Annotated in this window: 11 protein-coding genes; 3 read left to right on the plus strand and 8 right to left on the minus strand. The window is 74.2% G+C overall.

From position 1 onward, the window contains the following. Positions 1-321: 321 nt before the first annotated feature. From OG361_RS08745 to OG361_RS08755, 3 genes are all read left to right on the plus strand, one after another. Positions 322-2,889: a S8 family serine peptidase gene (locus OG361_RS08745; protein ID WP_405852768.1), complete on the plus strand. Its 2,568-nt coding sequence runs from the start codon at positions 322-324 to the stop codon at positions 2,887-2,889. Further along, positions 2,889-5,753 carry an FG-GAP-like repeat-containing protein gene (locus OG361_RS08750; protein ID WP_405852769.1) on the plus strand — a complete coding sequence of 955 codons (2,865 nt, stop codon included), beginning with the start codon at positions 2,889-2,891 and terminating at the stop codon, positions 5,751-5,753. The genes OG361_RS08745 and OG361_RS08750 overlap by 1 nt, the downstream gene beginning before the upstream one ends. 107 nt (positions 5,754-5,860) lie before the next feature. Beyond that, positions 5,861-9,319, plus strand: a complete 3,459-nt coding sequence (locus OG361_RS08755) for an ATP-binding protein (protein WP_405852770.1) — start codon at positions 5,861-5,863, stop codon at positions 9,317-9,319. On the opposite strand, the gene OG361_RS08760 is transcribed toward OG361_RS08755, so the two are convergent. The 8 genes from OG361_RS08760 to OG361_RS08795 form a co-directional block, all read right to left on the minus strand. Next, complete coding sequence (locus tag OG361_RS08760; RefSeq protein WP_405852771.1) at positions 9,294-10,055, minus strand: class F sortase; 762 nt, start codon at positions 10,053-10,055, stop codon at positions 9,294-9,296. The genes OG361_RS08755 and OG361_RS08760 overlap by 26 nt on opposite strands. Then, complete coding sequence (locus tag OG361_RS08765) at positions 10,042-10,728, minus strand: hypothetical protein (RefSeq protein WP_405852772.1); 687 nt, start codon at positions 10,726-10,728, stop codon at positions 10,042-10,044. Before OG361_RS08765 ends, OG361_RS08760 begins: the two co-directional genes overlap by 14 nt. Before the next feature lie 175 nt (positions 10,729-10,903). Continuing rightward, a complete protein-coding gene (locus tag OG361_RS08770) occupies positions 10,904-12,307 on the minus strand; it encodes a CitMHS family transporter (protein ID WP_405852773.1) in 1,404 nt (467 codons plus the stop codon). A gap of 227 nt (positions 12,308-12,534) precedes the next feature. Next, complete coding sequence (locus tag OG361_RS08775) at positions 12,535-14,736, minus strand: molybdopterin oxidoreductase family protein (RefSeq protein WP_405852774.1); 2,202 nt, start codon at positions 14,734-14,736, stop codon at positions 12,535-12,537. A 169-nt stretch (positions 14,737-14,905) separates the two neighbouring features. Beyond that, on the minus strand, positions 14,906-15,658 hold the full coding sequence (locus OG361_RS08780; protein WP_405852775.1) for a TetR family transcriptional regulator: 753 nt from the start codon (positions 15,656-15,658) through the stop codon (positions 14,906-14,908). Between the two features lie 19 nt (positions 15,659-15,677). Continuing rightward, the gene (locus OG361_RS08785) at positions 15,678-16,991 is read right to left on the minus strand and encodes a hypothetical protein (RefSeq protein WP_405852776.1); all 1,314 of its coding nucleotides are present in this window, start codon (positions 16,989-16,991) and stop codon (positions 15,678-15,680) included. Beyond that, positions 16,988-17,827, minus strand: coding sequence for a hypothetical protein (locus OG361_RS08790; protein ID WP_405852777.1), 840 nt, complete (start codon positions 17,825-17,827; stop codon positions 16,988-16,990). Before OG361_RS08790 ends, OG361_RS08785 begins: the two co-directional genes overlap by 4 nt. After that, positions 17,824-19,914, minus strand: a complete 2,091-nt coding sequence (locus OG361_RS08795) for a right-handed parallel beta-helix repeat-containing protein (RefSeq protein WP_405852778.1) — start codon at positions 19,912-19,914, stop codon at positions 17,824-17,826. The genes OG361_RS08790 and OG361_RS08795 overlap by 4 nt, the downstream gene beginning before the upstream one ends. Positions 19,915-19,926 lie beyond the last annotated feature (12 nt).

The raw sequence follows: 19,926 nt of genomic DNA on the forward strand, positions 1-19,926 counted from the left end.
CCCTGCGCCCCCGGAACTGGCGGAAGCCCCCTTGCCTCCGGCCGCTCCGCACCCCTTCCGCGGCCACTCCGCATCTCCCTCCGCGCCCCCTCCGCAGCCACTCCTCAGCCATTCCACTTGCCACGCCGCGGTCCCTCCCCTCCCCCTCCACGCCCCGTCCCGCCCCCGGCCGCTCCCCGACCTCCGGTAATTCCCCAGTAACGGCCCGGACCTAGCGTCCCCGACCGAGCCCGCCCCGCCTCCCCAGGACCTTCCCCCGGGTCCGCACAGGGGTGTCGGGGCGTCGGCCTCCCCCGTACCAGCGTTGGAGGAGCCACCCACATGCACCTGCCCCGCTCACCGCTCCGGGCACCCTTCCGCTCGCCCGTCCGGCGCGGAACCACCGCCTGGGCCGCGGCCGCCGCCACCGCGGCGGCCCTGCTCGTGGCACCCGCCGTGGCCGCCGCGCCGTCCGCGGCCACCGCGCCCTCCCCCGGGGCCGTCGTCGACCCCGGCGTCACCGCCACCGTCGAGGCCGGCGGCGAGGCGACCTTCTTCGTCGTCCTCACCGACCGCGCCGACCTCTCCCGGGCCCGCTCCCAGCGCGGCCACGAGAAGAAGGCCCGGGTCACCTTCGACTCCCTGCGCGCCGAGGCCGCCCGCAGCCAGGGCTCGCTGACCCGCTTCCTCGACCGGGCCAAGGTCGGCTACGAGTCGTACTGGATCGCCAACGCGGTCAAGGTCACCGGCGACAAGGCCCTCGTGGAGAAGCTGGCCGCCCGCCCCGACGTGGCCTCCCTCCGCCAGGAGCGGCACTACGCCCTCGACACGGTCGAGGAGAGCTCCGCGGCGGCCGAGGAGGCGGTGACCCCCGAGTGGGGCGTGCAGGACATCGGGGCCGACCAGGTCTGGTCGCGGTACGACAACCGCGGCGAGGGCATCGTCGTCGCCAACATCGACTCGGGCGTGCAGTACGACCACCCGGCCCTGAAGGGCAACTACCGGGGCAATCTCGGCGACGGCACCTTCAGCCACGACTACAACTGGTACGACCCGACCGGACAGTGCGCCGACGGCGCGCCCTGCGACAACAACGGCCACGGCACCCACACCATGGGCACCATCGCCGGCGCGGGCGGCATCGGCGTCGCCCCCGGCACCACGTGGATCGCCGCCAAGGGCTGCGAGGCGCGCAGCTGCTCGGACTCGTCCCTGTTGAAGTCCGGCCAGTGGATCCTGGCGCCGACCGACCACAACGGGCAGAACCCGCGCCCCGACCTGGCCCCCGACATCGTCAACAACTCCTGGGGCGGCGGGAACACCACCTTCTACCAGGACATCATCGAGTCCTGGAACGCGGCCGGGATCTTCGAGGCCTTCGCGGCCGGCAACTCCGGCAACGGCACCAGCTGCTCCACCACCGAGGCCCCCGGAGCCCAGGCCCCGGCCTACGGCGTCGGCGCGTACGACGCCACCGGGAAGATCGCCTCCTTCTCCGGCTTCGGCCCCTCGCTCGTCGACGGCTCGATGAAGCCCAACATCTCCGCCCCGGGCGTCGACGTCCGCTCCGCCTGGCCGGGCAACACCTACCGCGCCATCTCCGGTACGTCGATGGCCACCCCGCACGTCGCCGGCGCCGTCGCCCTGCTCTGGTCCTCGGCCCCCTCCCTCATCGGGGACATCGACGCCACCCGCGCGGCCCTGAACGGCTCCGCCCGCGACGTCGACGACACCCACTGCGGTGGCACCGCCGCCGCCAACAACGTGTGGGGCGAGGGCAAGCTCGACGTCCTCACGGCCGTGGACCGCGCCCCGCACACCGCGGCCACCGTCACCGGTGCGGTCACCGACCGGGCGACCGGCGCCCCGCTCGCCGGGATCACCGTCACCGCCACCGCCGGCGAGGCCCGCCGCTCGGTGACCACGGACGCCTCCGGCGCCTACCGGCTGACGCTGGCCGCCGGTACGTACTCCCTCACGGTCGGCGGCTACGGCTACCGGGACCTCGTCGAGGACGGGCTCACCGTCACCACCGGCGAGTCCCTCGCCCACGACCTCGGCCTGGACGCCGTGCCGGCGCACGCCGTCGCCGGCACCGTGCTGGACGTCACCGGGAAGCCCCTGAAGGGCGCCACCGTCCGCTTCACCGACGCCCCGCTCGCCCCGGTCGTCACCGACGCCTCCGGCGCCTTCCGCTTCCCGGCGGTCGCCGAGGGCTCGTTCACCCTCACGGCCACCCCGGCGGCGCCCGTCCTCTGCAACGGCACGTACCGCGCCACGCTCGCCGTGGACACCGCGGAGAGCGTGACGGCCGCGCTGCCCGCCCGTACCGACGCGGCCGGCAACAGCTGCCTGCCCGCCGCGTACGCGTGGACCTCCGCGTCGACGAAGCTGGCGCTCTCCGGCGACGAGAACGCGAAGACGATCGCCCTGCCGTTCCCCGTCCCGTTCTACGGCGTGACGTACAGCCAGGCGAGCGTCACCACCAACGGCCTGGTGAACTTCCTGGCGCCGCGGCTCGGCGACTACGCCAACACCGCGCTGCCGTCTCCCGGTCAGCCCAACGGCGTCCTCGCCGCGTACTGGGACGACCTGGTCCTGGACTCCAAGTCGGCGGTGAAGACCGCCGTGAGCGGCACGGTCGGCCAGCGGCGGTTCACGATCGTCTGGGAGAACGCGGCCTTCGCCGCCGACCCCGCCAAGCGCGTCACCTTCGAGGCCGTCTTCGAGGAGGCGACCGGCGCGATCGTCCTCCAGTACCAGTCGATCGGCGCGAACGCCCTGGAGACCGGCGGCGGCGCGACCGTCGGCATCGAGAACCAGGCGGGCACGGACGCCCTGCAGTACTCCTTCAACGAGCCGGTCCTCATGGACCGTTCGGCCATCCGTATCTTCCCGAAGGCGGCGTGATGACCCACCGTTCCCGGCGCGGAGTGCGCCTCGCCTCCGCCCTCGTCGCGGCCGGACTCGCGCTCACGGCGCTGCCCGCCACGACCGCGTACGCCGACGACGAGCCCCTCGGCCGGGTTCTCACCGACGCCCAGGCCGACGCCCTGGAGCGGCGCGCCGAGCCGGCGGCACCACTCGACATCACCCCGCAGGACCCTGCGCGGAGCCCGCTCCAGGGCACCGCCGACACCGCCGACACCACTGACACCGCGGCCGGCGGCTTGACCGTCACCCGGACCTCCGCCCTGGAGACGTACCGGGGCCAGGCCGACACCGCGCAGCTCGGCGGCGGGCGCGGCGACTTCCTGGCCGTGCACAGCCTCGGCACCGTCACCCGGCTCACCGAGGACGGCCGCACGGTCTGGAAGCGGGACAACGCCTCGCTCTACGCCGACTGGCAGGTCACCAACATCCGTCCCTGGCAGACCGAGCCGTACCCGGCGCGGATCACCACCGGATTTCACGCCAACAGCCCCTTCCTCGACAGCTCCGACCAGGGCTGGACGCAGGGCGACCTGACCGGCGACGGCATCGCGGACGTCGTCTTCACGGCCGACGTCGGCACCAGCCCCTACCGTCCGTTCACCTCCCCCGGCTCCTCGCTGACGACCGGTACCTTCGTCACCGTCCTCGACGGCGCCACGGGCCGGACGCTGTGGTCGAAGCTCTTCGCCGACGCCCAGCAGGTCACGCTCGTCGGCGACACCCTGCTCGTCGGCGACCAGCCGTCGACCAGCCTCAACTCCGCCAAGGACGCCACCGCCGCCCTCCGGGCCTTCCACCTCTCGTACGACGGCACGACGCTCTCCCCGTCGGCGACCTGGACGTACGAGACGGGGCAGCGGCACGGCCGGTGGGGCTCCACCGTCCCGCTCGGGAACGGTCTCGTCGCCGTCTCCTGGTACGTGAAGAAGACCGACACGGCCCCCGCCGCGGGCCGCACCCTGGTCCTCGACACCGCCGACGGCTCGGTGACCTGGCAGACGGACACCGACCTCTACACCCGCCAGCTGGCCTATGACGCGGCGCGGAAGCGGCTGGTCGCCCTGGAGCAGGCCGACTACCGGGACGGCGTGCGGTACGAGCTGGCCGCCTACGATCCGGCCGACGGGACCCGCACCACCCTCGACACCCGGGTCAACGCGCTCGGCATCGGGCTGCGGATCGGCCGGCTGCGCGGGGACTCCGCTCCGGAGTACGCGATCAGCGAGTCGACGCTCGACGAGAACCTGTACGTCAACACCGCCACCGTGCGCGCCCTGGACGGCGGCGACGCCACCGAGCTGTGGTCCCGCACCGTCAAGCGCGGCGAGGACAACGCCAAGGACGGGGACTCCGCGCTCGGCCTGCGGATCGCCGACGGCAAGGTGCTCGCCTCGTACGTCACCACCGAGGGCAAGGAGACCGCCGCCAACCCGGGAGGCAGCCGCTACGGCACGCTGACCGCGCTGAACGGCCGGGACGGGGAGGTCCGCTGGCAGCACACGGGCACGGAGGCCTCGCCGATCTACGCCCAGCCGTACCGCGAGGACGACGAGTGGCGCGTGCGGACCGTGGACAACGAGCAGAACATCCGGTCGTACCGCCTCGGCAGCGGCCGCCAGGCGTCCCTCACCCCGCTCCAGGCGGACCTGACCACGGGTCTCGCGGCGGACGTCAACGGCGACGGGCGCGAGGACGTGATCGTCGGCGGCCAGTCCCACGGGCTGTGGGCCTACGACGGGCCCTCGCTCGTGACCGGAACGCCCCGGGTGCTGTGGCGGGCCACGCTGCCCGGCTCCGTGCAGGGTGACATCCGGATCGCCGACACCGACGGCGACGGCCGGCGCGACGACCTCGTCGTCGCGGCCGACAAGGCGGCGGCCGTCGTGGACGCCCGCACCGGCCGGGTCCGCGAGACCATCGACGGGAAGGGGCGGTTCGTCCGCTCGGTGACGGTGGCGGACCTGGACCGGGACGGCGCCGAGGAGATCCTCGTGCCGACCGACGCGGTCCGCGCCTACAGCGGCGGCGGGCGCGCTCTCTGGGAGTACACGCCCGGTCCCGGCCTGGTCTTCTCCGACCTGGCCGTCGCCGAGGGCAAGGTCCTCGGCTCGTACCAGACGCGCGGGGTCAACGACGGGACGGCCGTGGTCGGCGGGACGGCGCTCGACGCACTGACCGGCAAGGCCCTCTGGTCGGCGGATCCGACCTGGACCGGCGACGCGGACACGAAGGCGTACGCGGCGCAGCTGTTCCACGGGGTGTACGCCTCACCCGGCATCCCGTACGCGGACGGTCACGCGGTCGTCTACTCCTGGATCGTGCGGGAGGGCGGCAGCTGGGTCACCTACTTCGAGTTCCGCGACCTCCGCACCGGCGAGGTCGTGCACACCTCGACCGGTGGCGGTGCCTGGACGCTCGGCAACTGGTTCACCGGCGACGAGGGGCTCGTCCTCGCCGGGACGGCCTCGCTGCGCACCTTCGGCAAGGACGGCCGCGAGCACGCGGTCTTCACGCTGCCGATGCTGCACAACGCGCGGTTCGGCACCGGTCCCGACGGGCGGCGGCTGATCTTCGGCGGCACCGAGGGCGCGGCCTACCTCTGGGACCCGGCGGTGCTCACGGGTGGGCGCGACTACCCGCAGCACGTGGCCCAGCTGGGGGGCTTCGCGACGCAGAACCTGGTCGTCGCGGACCTCGACGGCGACGGCGTGGACGAGGTCGTCGGGCTCGGCAAGGACGACACGGGCTACGACCGCACGATCGAACTGTCCGGCGGACGCTACCTGCTCCAGGACAACCAGATCCACGGCATGGTCACGGGCCGGCTGACCGCCCAGTAGCCCGCCGCGGATCACGGCCCCCGCCCGCACCACCGGGCGGGGGTCTTCCGCCATTTCCGGACCGCCCCATTCCGGTGCAGGGGGCACCCATTACAGTGGGCGCCCTCATGAGCGCAGACATACCAGCGGGCGCACCTCCGGTGCTGCGATTGCGCCTCTTCGGCGGGTTCCGGGTCGACCGGGACGGCGGGCCGCCGCTCTCCGAGCGGTGGCCGCGGCCGAGCGCGCGCACGCTGGTGAAACTGCTCGCGGTCTCCCCCGGACACCGTCTCCACCGCGAGCAGGCGATGGAGATCTGCTGGCCGGACGCGGATCCGCAGGCCGCGCTGGGCAGTCTGCGCGTGGCCCTGCACGCGGCCCGCCGGGCGATCGAACCCGAGCTGGCGCCCCGGTCCGTCTCCTCCTATCTGACCGGCGATGGCTCCCTGCTGCGGCTCGATCCGCGGACGGTGCGGATCGACGCCGACGAGGCCGAGGCGCTGGCGGAGGCGGCGCTCGCCGACGGCGGGCGCTCCGCACTCGCCACTGCCCTGGCCGCGTTCACGGGCGAGCTGCTGCCCGAGGACCGGTACGCGCCCTGGGCCGAGGCCCGCCGCGAGCGGCTGTCCGCGCTGCGGGAGCGCACCCTGCTCGCGCTCGCCGCCGCCCACCTGGCCGCGGGCACTCCCGAGGAGGCGGTGTCCGCGGCCGAGCAGGTCCTCGCGGTGGCCCCGGCGGAGGAGGAGGCGCACCGGATCCTGATCGAGGCGTACGTACGGCAGGGACTGCGGCGCCGTGCGGTGGCCCAGTACCACCTGTGCCGGGAGGCGCTGGACGCGGAGTTCGGGGTGCGCCCCGGTCCGGAGACCGAGCGGCTGCACCGGGCGGCCCTCGCCGCGCCCGTGCCGGCCTCCCGCTCCGTGGGGCCCGCCCTTCCGGCCGTGGTCCGTCGGCCACCCGCCACTCCGCTGCGCGGCAGAGACGAACTGCTCGCCCGACTGCTCGCCGCCGGCTCCCCGCCCGTGCTGCTGCTCACCGGGGAGGCCGGACTGGGCAAGACCCGTCTCGCCGGCGAGACGGCGCGGCGGGCGGCCGCCGAGGGCACGGCCGTCCTGTGGGGCGCGGGCCACGACGCGGAGGGGCACACGCCCTACGGGCCGTTCACCGAGGCCCTGGACGGCTGGCTGGCGGACCGGCCGACCGCGGAGCGGGCCAGGGCGGGTGCGGAGTATCCCGAACTGGCGTCGCTCCTGCCGTCCTTGGGGCGGGTGCGTCCGGAGAGCGGGCGCAGTCCCGAGGAGGAGCGGGACCGTCTGTTCCGGGCGACGGCGGGGCTGCTCGGAGAGCTGGCGGCCGAGCGGCCCGTGATGGTGGTGCTGGACGACCTCCACGCGGGGGACGCGGGCTCGTTCCAGCTCCTCAGCCATCTTGCGCGCCGGGCACGGGAGGTGGGAAGTGCTTGGCGATTTCTCGCCACTGTGCGCCCGGAGGAACTTCCCGCGTCCGACCCCCGCCGCCAGGTCCTCGACCTGCTGCTGCGCCAGTCCCTCGCCGCCTCGGTCGAGCTGCCCCGGCTCTCCCGGGAGGCGTGCCTGGCCCTGACGGCGGACGCGCTGGGCGCCGACGGCGCCGTACCGGAGCGCGTGTGGGAGCTGTCGCTCGGCAATCCGCTCTTCGCCCTCGAACTGGCCCGTGCGGTACGGGACGGGGACGAGCGGCCCAGCGCCCCGGAGGGCGTACGGCAGCTGGTGGCCGAGCGGCTGGGGCGGCTCGGTCCTGCGGCCCGCCGGGTGGTCGACGCGGTCGCGGTCGCCGGGCAGGACGCGGCCCTCACCGAGGTCCTCGACGTGGCCCGGCGCGGCGGCCATCCACGGCTCTCGGCGGCCGAGGCCACGGAGGCCGTGGAGGCCGCGGTCGCCGCCTCGGTGGTGGAGGAGCGGCCGGTGGTCTGCGAGGGCCGGCCGGTGGCCGGGCTCGCCTTCCGCCACCCGCTGGTCCGGCTGACCTGCTACGAAGGGCTGTCGGCGGCCCGCCGCCGGCTGCTGCACTCGGCGTACGCGGAAGCGGTGCTGCGCCGCAGGCCCGACGCCGTGGACACGCTCGCGGCCCATCTGACCCGGGCCGACGACCCGCGCGCCACCGGCTATCTGCGGCAGGCGGCCGAGCGGGCCGCGGCCCTCTACGCCAACGACACCGCCGACCGCTACTACGCCGAACTCACCGGCCGTCTCGACGCGGTGGCCGCCGAGTCGGCGCGGGCGCGGATCGACCGCAGCGCCGTGCTGCGGCGCCTGGGCAGGTTCGAGGAGGCGGCGCGGCTGCTCGGCGAGGCGCTGGAGGAGTTGGGCCGGCGCGGTGACGCGGACGGCCGTGTCCTGGCGGCGGCCCGGCTCGCGGAGCTCATGCCGAAGACCCGTGGCACGGAGGACGGTTTCCGGCTGCTCGACGCCTGCCCGCCCGGTTCCGGGACCCCCGCGGCGGTGGCGAGCGCCCACCATCTGGCCCGTGCGGTGCTGTGCTTCGTCGCGGGCCGGTACGAGGAGGGGGTGGTCGCCGCCCGGGCGGCGGAGGACGCGGCGCAGGCGGTGACAGGCCCGGAGCGGCGCGGGTTGCTGGCCAGGGCGCTGGCCGCGCGGGCGACCTCGCTGGGGCTCGCGGGCCGGTTCGGGCAGGCGGGCCCCGTCGCGGACCGGGCGCTGCCGCACGCGGAGGCGTACGGCGATCCGCAGTTGCTGGCCTCGGTGCTCTCGGTGCTGCGCGAGACGGCCCGGCGGGCGGGGCGGCTGCGGGAGGCGATCGCGACGGGCCGCCGGGCGCTCGCGCTCGCGGAGCGGTCGGGCGATCCGACGGCGACGGTCTTCGAGCGGGCGAACCTGGCCGAGCTCCATCTCCTCGTGGAAGAGGTGGCGGAGGCCCGGGAGCTCGCCGAGACGGCGGTGCGCGACTCGGAGTCGTACGCGGAGTCGAACGCGGTGTGGTGCGCGCCGTACGCGCTGGTGGCGCTCGCCCGCGTACGGATGCGGGAGGCCGAACCCGGCGGGAGCGAGCTGCTCGCCCCGGCCGAGCGGACGGCGCTGACCCAGGGCGACCACCAGGCCGAGTACGAGGTGCGGTCGGCGCGGGCCGAGTTGGCGGTGCGGGAGGGCAGGCCGGAGGAGGCGCTGCGGCTGCTCGCCGGGTACCGGGAGGCCGGTACGGCGCATCTGACGGCCTGGGCACTGCTGGCGTGCGGGCGGGCCGCGGAGGCGGCGGAGGTGGCGGGCGCCGAGGTCGGTCGGGCGGAGCGGGCCGGGGAGCGGCTCGCGGAGACCGAGGCCCGAACGGCGCGTGCCGCCGCGCTCGCGGCCCTCGGCCGGGAGCGGGAGGCGGCGGAGGGCTTCGACCGGGCGGCGGCCCTGGCGGAGGAGTTGCCGTATCCGGCGGGCGCACGCCGGGTGGCGGGGGCCCGCCGGGGCGGGGAGGACGACGCCCTCGGGGAGAATGACGGCCTCGGGGAAGGCGACGGCCGCCGGGAGAGCGGCGGAGGCGGGTTGAGCGGTGGACGCGGCTGGGGTCCGTCGGTCAGGTCCTCCGGTCGACGTCGGTGAGGTGGGCGAAGACCACGATGTTCGCCTCGTAGCCGGTACGGCGATCGAAGGCTCCGCCACAGGTGAGCAGCCGCAGTTCGGGCCGCCCCGTGGCTCCGTACACCTCCTTGTCGGGGAAGTCGGCCTTGGCGTACGTCCGGACGCGGTCGACCGTGAAGACGGCGACCTTGCCGTCGGCGCGGGCGACCCGGACGGTGTTGCCGGGGCTGAGCGAGTCGAGGTCGAGGAAGACGGCCGGTCCGCTGCGGGTGTCGCGGTGGCCGACGACGACGGCGGTGCCGCGCTCCCCCGGGGTGGCGCCCTTCGCGTACCAGCCGACGATCCGGGGATTGTCGACGGGTGGTGTGGCGAGCCGCCCGCCGGCGTCGAGACCGAGCTCGGTCACGGGGGCCTCGATGGTGATGGCCGGGACCTCGAGCGCGGTGGGACGCGACCGGGTCAGCGGCGGGGGTGGCGGCGTCGGCCGGGGCGGGGGCGTGGCCTTGGGGAGCGCCCTGGGCTTCGCCTTGTGGTCGACGGCGGTCGGGGCGCCGGCCGCCGCTCCCGCCGCGGCCCGGCCGGGAGCGGCCGGGCCGGCGGCGAGCGGCGGGTCGGCCGGTTCCCCGTCACCGGCCCACCAGGCGCCCCCGGTCACCAGGACGCACGTCACCGTGACGGTCCTGGTGAGCCGGAGGAGTCGCCGTTGCCGACGCGTGAGTCGGGACCGGTGCGTGGGGCGGGACCTACGCGGCGCCATTGTCGCGGCGGCGCGAGCGACGGATCAGGACCAGTCCGGCCGTGCCGGCGAGGCCCGCCGCGATGGCCGCCCCGATGCCGAAGGTCGAGGAGTCCTCGGCGGCGATCGGCGCGCTGCCGCCGCCACCCGCGCCGACCGGGCCGTGCGGGGGCTTGCCGTGGCCGTGGCCGCCGGGACCGCCGCCCGGACCGCCGTTGCCGTTGCCGCCGGTGGTCGGCGGGCTGGTCGGGTTCGTGATCACGCCGCCGGGGCAGTTGACCCGGAAGACCTTCGACTTCGCCGCGCCGTTCTGGCCCACCCACGTCCATTCCACCTTGTACATGCCGGACGACAGGCCGGTGATGTCGTCCGTGTGTCCGTCACCGTTGCTGTCGACGGCGATGCTGCCGTTCTTCAGCGACGGGTCCTGGTTGCCTGGCTGGCCCGGCTGCTCGTAGATGTTCCACTGGACGCTCTGCAGGCCGTCGAAGTTGAAGGCCGCGAAGCGGAAGGTGCATCCGACCAGGGGCTCGTTCTCCTGGCTGGTGTCGGGGGTGCCCTGTCGGTGGACCTTGACGTCACCGTTGTCGCCGGGCGCGGCGAAGGCCGCCGGGGCGCCGGCGAGGGTCACGCCGCCGAGCGCCAGGGTGGCGAGCGCCGCGCGGAGCAGAGTGCGGGTGGGGGGTGTCGTCATGGGGGAGGTCCTCCAGTCGTGAGTGAGCACAGCGGACGCATAGTTGCGATAATCCGACTATCTGTCACGACATGGTCACAAAAGGTGACGACTCGACCGCGCCAACCTCCGTCTCCACCCGTCCGGCCCACTCCCCGTCGCCACACGGGACAGGGCCGGGTCAGGGCGGCCCGGCTCAGATGATGCCGAAGAGGATCCCCGACGCGAGGACGACCAGCGAGGTCAGGGCCGCCCACTTCACCGTGAACTTGGTGTGGTCGCCGAACTCCACCTTCGCCATGCCGACGAGGACGTACACCGCCGGCACCAGCGGGCTCGACATGTGCAGCGCCTGGCCGACCAGGGAGGCCCTGGCGATCTCCAGCGGCGACACGCCGTGGGCCGCGCCCGCCTCCGCGAGGACCGGCAGCACGCCGAAGTAGAAGCCGTCGTTCGACATGAAGTACGTCAGTGGGAGGCTCAGGACACCGGTGACCAGGGCCATGTGCGGCCCCATGCCCTCGGGGATCGCCCCGACGAGCCAGTCGGCCATGTGCTTGACCATGCCCGTACCGGTGAGGACACCGGTGAAGACGGCGGCGGCGAAGACCATGCCCGAGACGTTGAGGACGTTCTCCGCGTGGGCGGCGATCCGGGCCTTCTGCTCCGCCATGTTCGGGTAGTTGACGGTGAGCGCGAGAGCCGCGCCGAGCAGGAAGAGGACCGGGATCGGCAGCAGTTCGAGGATCATCGCGGTGAGCAGCACGAGCGTCAGACCGGCGTTGAACCAGTACAGCCTGGGCCGGAGCGTCGCCCGGTTCGGGTCGAGCCCCTGGAAACCGTCGCCGTCGCTCGCGCCCTCACCCGCGTCCGCCTCGGCACCGGAGCCGCCGACCGGCTTCTTCGACGCGTCCGTACCCGCTCCGCCGCCGGCCGCGACCAGCACGGTCCCGGTCTCCGGCACCAGGGCCTCGTCGAGCGTGAGGTAGCCGATGCGCCTGCGCTCGCGGCGCCCGAGGACGTACGCCAGGGCGAAGACGAAGAGCAGGCCCATGCCGAGCGCGGGGATCATCGGGACGAAGATGTCGGCGGCGTCCAGCTTGAGCGCGGTCGCGGCGCGGGCGGTGGGGCCGCCCCAGGGCAGGGTGTTCATGACGCCGTTGGCGGTGGCGGCGACGCCGGTCATGACGACCAGGCTCATGCCGAGCCGCTTGTAGAGCGGATACATCGCCGAGACGGTGATCATGAAGGTGGTGGAGCCGTCGCCGTCCAGGGAGACGATCGCGGCGAGCACCGCCGTACCCACGACGACGCGGACGGGGTCGGCCTTGCAGAAGCGCAGGATGCCCCGGACGATCGGGTCGAAGAGGCCGACGTCGATCATGACGCCGAAGTAGACGATCGCGAACATCAGCATCGCGGCGGTCGGCGCCAGCTTGCCGACCCCCTCGATGACGTAGTCGCCGAGCTGGGCCCCCTGCCCGACCGCGACGCAGAAGAGCGCGGGGATCAGCACGAGTGCCGCGATCGGCGACATCTTTTTCATCATGATCAGCACCAGGAAGGTCGCGATCATGGCGAAGCCGAGGACGGTCAGCATGGAGGACACCTCACGTTCACCCTTGAACTGCCGCCGAGCGGCGGTCCGGATGACGGTAGGTGTCCTCTTCCGCCGTTAACAAGATGTTGACGCGTGAGCAATACGAGCAAAACCCCAGGTCAGAGCCGAGGTCGCGGTCGGGGTGCCGACCGAAGCGTCGGCCGGGGTGCTGGCCGGGGTGTCGACCCGGGTGCCAGCCAAGGTGCCGGCCGGGGCACTGGAGGGGGCTAGCCGAGGGGTGCCACCTCGACCGGGAAGCCGTTGAGGACGGCGGTGCCGGAGAGGGGGTCGATCCGGGAGCCGTCGAGGAGCTGGTTGACGTTGACTCCGGGGCGGACGGCGGCCACGGAGAGCCGGGTGCCCGGCCGGTCGTGCCCCCAGCCGTGCGGAAGGCTCACCACGCCCGGGCGCACGCCGTCGGTGACCTCCACGGGCACGTCGAGCGCGCCGCCCTCCCCGGTGACCCGGGCGAGGTCGCCGTCGGCCAGCCGTAGCCGGGCCGCGTCCTCGGGGTGCACCTGGAGGGTGCACCGGTTCGAGCCTCCGCCCAGGGCGGGGGTGTTGTGCAGCCAGCTGTTGTTCGAGCGCAGGTGGCGGCGTCCGACCAGCTGGAGGGTGCCCGGGGCGGGTACGGCGTGGAGCGCGGCGCGCAGCCGGGGCAGATCGGCGGCGAGGGGCGCGGGGAAGAGCTCGATCCGCCCGCTGCGGGTCCTGAGCACCTGCGGGAGGCGCGGCTTGAGCGGGCCGAGGTCGATGCCGTGCGGGTGCGCCCGCAGCTCGTCGAGGGTGAGTCCGTACGGTCCGAGGCGGAGCATCAGGTCGAGCCGGCGCTCGGGTCCGGTGTCGCCGGTGAGCCGGGCCGCGAACTCCTTGGGATCGGCGCCGTACGCCGGCGAGTGCTCCTGGGTCACGGCCTTGGCGAGGGTCGTGTCGATGGCGAGCTCGTCGACGGCGGACGGCGGGGCGCCGTGCATGCCGGAGACGGCGAGGATCAGCCGGGCGTGGATCTCGCACTCGTCCATGCCGTCGGCTTCGAGAGGGATGACGGCGGGGGTGTAGCGGGCCTGGTCACGAACGGCGAGGCCGTTGAAGGCGAAGTCGAAGTGGGCGCTGCGGGAGGGCGGCGGCGGGGGCAGGAGGACGTCGGCGTGGCGGGTGGTCTCGTTGAGGTACGGGTCGACGGCGACCATGAGGTCGAGGGAGCCGAGGGCCGCGTCGAGGCGGTTTCCGTCGGGCGCGGAGAGGACGGGGTTGGCGGCGACGGTGATCACCGCCCGGATGCGTCCGTCCCCCGGCGTCTCGATCTCCTCGGCGAGCGCGACCAGCGGCAACTCCCCCTTGGCCTCGGGGTGGTGCGAGACCCTGCTGTGCCGACGGCCGAGGGCGAAGCCCCTGCCGGGGCCGGGCGGGCGCGGGGCGGGGGCAGTGGCGGAGAGCGGGAAGAGGGCGCCCCCGGGCCGGTCGAGGTTGCCGGTGAGGACGTTGAGGACGTCGACGAGCCAGTTGCCGAGGGTGCCGTACTCCACGGTGGAGCTGCCCATCCGCCCGTAGACGGCGGCGGAGGGGGCGGCGGCGAGGTCGCGGGCGAGCGTACGGATGGTGGCGGCGTCCACGTCGCAGGCGGCGGCGACGGCTTCGGGGCTGAACTCCCCCACCGCCGCCCGGACCTCCTCGACCCCTTCGACGCGGGCGGCGAGCGGGCCGAGGTCGGCGAGTCCCTCGTCGAAGAGGGTGTGGACGAGGGCGGCGAGGAGCAGCGCGTCGGCGCCGGGGCGGATGGCGACGTGACGGTCGGCGAGGCGCGCGGTACGGGTGCGCCGGGGGTCGACGACGGTGAGGGTGCCGCCGCGCCGGCGCAGCGCCTTGAGCCGGCCGGGGAAGTCGGGGGCGGTGCACAGACTGCCGTTGGAGTCCAGCGGGTTGGCGCCGAGGATCAGGAGGTGGTCGGTGCGGTCGAGGTCCGGCACGGGCACGGCGAAGGGGTCCCCGAACAGCAGGCCGCTGGAGACGTGCTTGGGCATCTGGTCGAGCGTGGACGCGGTGAAGAGGTTCCGCGTGCGCAACGCGCCGATGAGCAGGGGCGGGTAGAGAGCGCCGGCCATCGTGTGCACATTGGGGTTGCCGAGGACGATACCCACGGAGTCCGGCCCGTACTCCTCGATCAGGGGACGGATCCTGGCGGCGATCGTGTCGAACGCCTCGGCCCAGGTCGCCTGCTGGAGCCTGCCGTCCTTGCGGACCAGCGGGCCTCGGAGCCGGTCCGGGTCGGCGTCGACCTCGGGGAAGGCGGCGCCCTTGGGGCAGACGAACCCCTGACTGAAGACGTCCTCGCGGTCTCCGCGTGCCCCGGTGACCCGGGAGCCGTCGATCGTCAGGGTCAGTCCGCAGGTCGCTTCGCAGAGGGGGCAGATGCGCGAGGCGGTGGTCATGGCGTCTCCCTGGGGCGGCGGGGCACGGGGCGGCATCGGGTGGCGCCGAGCATACCGACCAGTAGGCACGTGCGGGAGGGGTGCGCGGGGTCGGTGTACGGGAGGGGTGTACGGGGCGGTGTACGGGGCGGTGTGCGGGGGCGGTGTGCGGCAGGGGCGCGTGGGGGCGCTACGAGAGCGAGGGCGCCAGATACGCGTAGAGGAGCAGGCGGGTCTCGTCGACCAGCGCCGGATCGCCCTCGGGGTCCGTACGGAAGGCGAGCCGGACGAGGGCGTCGGCGGTCTCGACGCCGACGAGGACCTTGCGGTGCAGTGCCTCGTCGGCGGTACGGCCGAGGTGGGTGGCGAGCAGGCCGCAGAGCCGCTCGGCGACGAGGCGGTTGGGGTCCTCGACGGCCTCCTCGGCCACGACCCCCGCTTCCCCGACCTCCCCCGTTTCCCCGGCTTCCCCGGCTTCCCCGGCGCCCTCCGCCACCGCCTCCCCGGGCTCGGCCGCCCTGACCCCCGCCACCGTCTCGCCGGGTGCGGCGGCCGGCACTCCGAAGTCGACGAGCGCGAAGCCGGGGACGGTCCGCTTCATCGCGATGAACTCGTCGAGGACGCCGTCGATGGCCCCGTACGCGTCGAGGAGGGGCGTCGCCGCGAAGCGGACGGAGATCCGCTCGGCGTACTCGTCGAGGTTGCGGTGGGCGAGGGCGGCGACCATCGCCCGCTTGTTGCCGAAGAAGCGGTAGACGGAGCCGATGGGGACTCCCGCGCGGGCGGCGACGGCACGGGTGCTCAGCTGCTCGTAGCCGGTCTCGTCGAGGAGCACGGCGCAGGCGTCGAGGATCCGGGCGAGCCGCTCGGCGCTGCGCTGCTGGACGGGGGTGCGGCGGAGCGCCGGCGGGGTCTTCGGACGGGTCTGGGGCACGGGGACCATGATGCCGCTCCGGTCGGGGTCAGGCGATGAGCAGGCCGATGCCTCCGAGGGTGTACGCGATCATCAGGACGAACAGCGGCAGTTGGCCCGCGACTGCCCGGGCCGGCGGGAAGAGCCGGACGGACCGGTCGTGGGCGGCGACGACACCGAGGACGTGACCGGTGACGATCGCGGCGACCTGGAGGGTCGCGAGGCCGCCGGGACCCAGTGGTGGGGCGGATGCGAGGGCGTTGTCAGTGCCCGCTGCCATGATGACTGTACGTGGTCCTTCGGTGACGAAGAGCGAGAAGTAGTGGGCGACGAGATAGCCGAGGGCGATGGGCAGGAGCGAGTGCGCGAAGGAGGTGAGGGGGGTGGTGAGGGTGCGGTCCATGAGGCGGAGGGCGCCCGCGCAGAGCCCGTAGCAGGCGGCGGCCAGGGCGACGGCGGCGAGCAGGCCGAGCGTGGCGGTGGCGGTGGGGCCGAGGGAGGAGGTCTGGAGGGTGGTGATCCAGCGGGGGTTGTCGGAGAGGCCGTCGTAGGCGGTGGAGCCGAGGAGGACGCAGACGGTGGCGACGAGGCCGGGTATCTGCGGGGTGGAGTCGAGGCTGTGGAAGGGGGAGCGAAGGACCAGACGGCCGTCGGCGCGGCGGCCGAGCGGTGAGAGCCGGGCGAGGAGGGAGGAGTAGACCTCGAAGGGGTCGGCGTGGGCGAACCAGCGTTCGCCGTGGCGGGCGGCACCGAGGAGCTGGACGGCGCTGTGGACGGCGAGGGCGATGAGGAGGGTGGTGGTGGAGGTGTTGTCGGGGGCGACGAGTTCGAGCCAGGTGAAGGCGAGGAGTCCGACGGCGGCAGGGCGGATGCCGAGTGCGGCGGGAAGGGGGCGCGGACTCCGCGGCGGGCGGAGGGCGTGGAGGGCGCGCAGGGGGGTGAGGAGGCGCCAGACGGGGCCGAGGAGGAGGGAGGCGGGGACGAGTCCGACCCAGAGGAGGACGTAGAGGGCGCCCGGCGCGGGGTTGTGGTCCGGGTCGTCGGGACCGAGGAGGAGGTGGGCGAGGAAGAGCAGGGCGAGGGCGGCGCCGAGGAGCCGGAGGGTGGTGCGGGTGGCCGGCGCGTCGGCCACCCGCTGGACCGCCGCCGGTAGGGGGCGTCCGGCCCGATCGCCGCGGAAGCGGGAGGAGGACCAGAGCAGCCCGAGGGCGAGGAAGGAGACGAGGAGCGCGGCGAAGGCGCCCGCGTAGGCGTAGAAGGGCGAGAGGGGGAGGTCGTGCTGCGAGCCGACGCCATGGGCCAGCGGGAGGCCGGACGTCGGGGCGAGCGGGAGGCCGGGGACGGGGACCGGGACGCCGGTCACCGGACGACGAGTTGGGTCAGGAGGAGTCCGGACTCGTGGGTCTCGACCTCGAAGAGGCCGGTGCGGTCGGCGGTGAGGGTGAGGGTGGCGGGGATGCCGGGAGAGAGGGCGAGTTCGCGGTCGTAGCCGTGCACGTGGAGGGTGTCGGCGCGGTCGCCGGTGACACGGAGGGTGAGGCGCTCGCCCTTCTTCAACTCGATGCGGGAGGGGGGTGGTTGGACGGTCTTTCCGGTGATGGTGAGGGTGACGGTCCGGCCGGTGTCGGACGGACGGGGGCTCGGCGGGGCCGGAGTGGCGGTGCCGGAGGGACGGGGGCTCGGCGGGGCGGAGTCGGCGGGGGCGCCGTCCAGGCGGACGGTGGCCTGGACGGGGGCGCCGGCGACGGCCCAGACGGTGTGGTCGTCCGCGTGGAGGCGGACGGTCAGGGTGCGGGCGCCGGGCGGTACGTACCCCCAGGCGCCGTAGAGGCGGGCGGTCTCCCGGCCGTCGACCAGGAGACGGGCGTGGCCGCGGCCGGGGAGGGCGGCGCCGCCGGTGCTGTCCGGGGTGAAGCGGAACCTCTCCACCGTGAGGTGGACGTTCCAGCCGCCCTCCGTGTCGGGCCTGGTCTCGACCCGGACGGTGGGCGCGGTCGCGGCGGGGACCTCCCGCAGCCGGTGGCCGGCCTCGTCGCGGGCGGGGAGCAGGGTACCGCTGCTCCCGGTGGCCTCCTGGTGGCTGGTACCGGGGTTGTGGTGGGTGGTGGGCCGGTCGGCGCAGCCCGCGAGGGACAGCGTGGCGGCCAGGACGAGCGCCAGGGAGAGGAGGGGCGCCGCTGCCCCGCGGGGGCGCGTCACGCCGTCCCCTCCTCACGCGGCCGGGCGTCGACGGAGACGGGCTCGGGCTCGGCGTCGCCGCCGGACTCCTCGTCCACTGCCCGGGACGTACGGGTGCCGGCCGCGATCACTGCCCAGAGCACCCAGACGACGCCGAGCAGCAGGCGGAACCAGGCGGGGCTCAGAGGGATGCCCGGGACCATCAGGACCGCCTTGTCGAAGGCGTCGAGCAGGGTGAGGACGCCGAGGGCCAAGGTGGTCCAGGCGAAGACCGGGCGGGTGGGCCGCAGGGCCAGGCCGATGAGGGTCCACCACACGCCGGTGAGCAGCAGCGCGAGGGCGGGGACGACGGTCGGGGTGAGGGCGAGGGTCGAGCCGGCCACGTCGAGGGCCAGGCCCGCGAGGCCGATGAGGGTGGCCACGCCCGCGAGTCGGTGGCCGCGCAGGCGGCGCCACCACAGGGCGAGACCGGTCAGGGCGAGGATGAGGGCGCTGCCGAGGGCGAGCTGGGTCTCGACGCGCTGGAGGCCGCGGGCGCCGTACCAGTCGCAACCCGCCGGGAGGCGGCGCGCCTGGACGCTGTAGTCGGCGCAGACGAGGAGCTGGGCGAGCTTCACGGGTTCGCCGACGAGACGGTCGGTGTTCCCGGAGACGTCGCCGCGGCGGGCTCCGCAGCCGGGCAGGGCGCCGGGGCTGGCGGCGCCGGCGTCGGTCTGCCAGCAGTTGCCGCTGCCCTGGCCGTCCCACCAGACGTCGGTGCGGTTGGGACGGGAGTTGCCGGCCCGGTCGACGCCGAGGTGGTTGGCGGCGTAGCGGTTGTGGTGGGAGGTGTCGGTCTGCTTGCCCCAGGCGGACTCGCCGCGGATGAAGGCGGGGACGGCGTTCAGGTAGAAGGCGGTGCGCTGGTGGCCGTACACCCAGTTGTCCTCGTAGAGGTTCCAGTTGCCGCCGGCGGTGATGATCCCGGTGCCGGGCGGCATGGAGATCTGGGGGCAGACGACGCCCTGCTCGTAACCGCGCTCGACGGGCGGCTTGGCGCAGGTGCCGTCGGCTACGTACGGGTAGTAGTTCTGGTTGTTGTCGTGGATCAGGTTGCGTTCGAAGCGGGCGTGGTTCTGGGGCAGTCCGGGGTGGCCGGGGAAGGCGGAGTCCATGGAGGCGCCGCCCATGTTGTGGTCGAACTCGTTGTCGTGGACCCAGACCGAGTCCCCGGCGGTGCCGGAGTAGCCGACCATGTTGTGGTGGCTGCGGCAGCCGGTGATCTCGATGGAGTAGCGGGGTACGTCGTAGCCGCGGCCGTCGTTGATGTTCGAGGCCGAGCCGGGGTAGATGCCGGAGTCGCCGTTGCCGTAGGACTCGCAGTTCTTGTAGAGGCCGTGGTCGGAGGCGAACGTGAGGAAGCCGTACTCGTCGTTCCAGCGGGTGAGGACGTCGTCGATGACGAAGCCGTCGGCGGCGAGCACGTACAGCGAGTTGAAGGTGGTGCGCTGGGCGGTGAAGTTGCGGAAGTAGACGCCGTCGGACCGGTCGGCCCGGATGGCGTTGAGCTTCTGGTACTTGGCGTCGAAGACGACGTCCGCCCGGGAGGCGCCGGTGCCCTCGATCTGAAGGTTCTTCTTGCCGAGGATCGCGACCAGGTTCTGGTTGTGCGGGCACTGCCGCTGCTGCTCGTAGCTGAGGATCTGGTAGCCGAACGAGGACCTGGGGGCCTTGAGCGCGGCGCACGTGCCGGTGGGCACGGGCAGCGAGGGCTCCTCCTCGTAGAGGCCGGGGAGGACCGCGATCGTCATCCCCGGCCGGTCGACGGCGTCGACGGCCTGCTGGAGATGGCGGTAGCCGTCCCGGGCGCAGCGGTCGAGGAGGGCGAGGTTGCGGGCCTTGAGCGGGGCGGGGAAGCCGGATATCCGGCGGGTGAAGTCCGCCCGGTCGGTCTTGCAGACGAGGAGGTCGGGTTCGCCCGTGCGGAGCTTCGGCACGCTGCCGGAGCCGTCGGGGAAGGTGACGGGCCGCTCCTCGTGGGCCTGGGCCCCCGGGGCGGTGAGCAGGGCTGCGGCGAGGGCCGCGAGCACGACCGAGAGCGCGAGGACGAACCTTCGGGTCCAGGACATGCGCGTGAGAGT

Origin of the sequence: Streptomyces sp. NBC_00090 (genome assembly GCF_045160815.1) — a bacterium.
Taxonomy (GTDB): Bacteria; Actinomycetota; Actinomycetes; order Streptomycetales; family Streptomycetaceae; genus Streptomyces.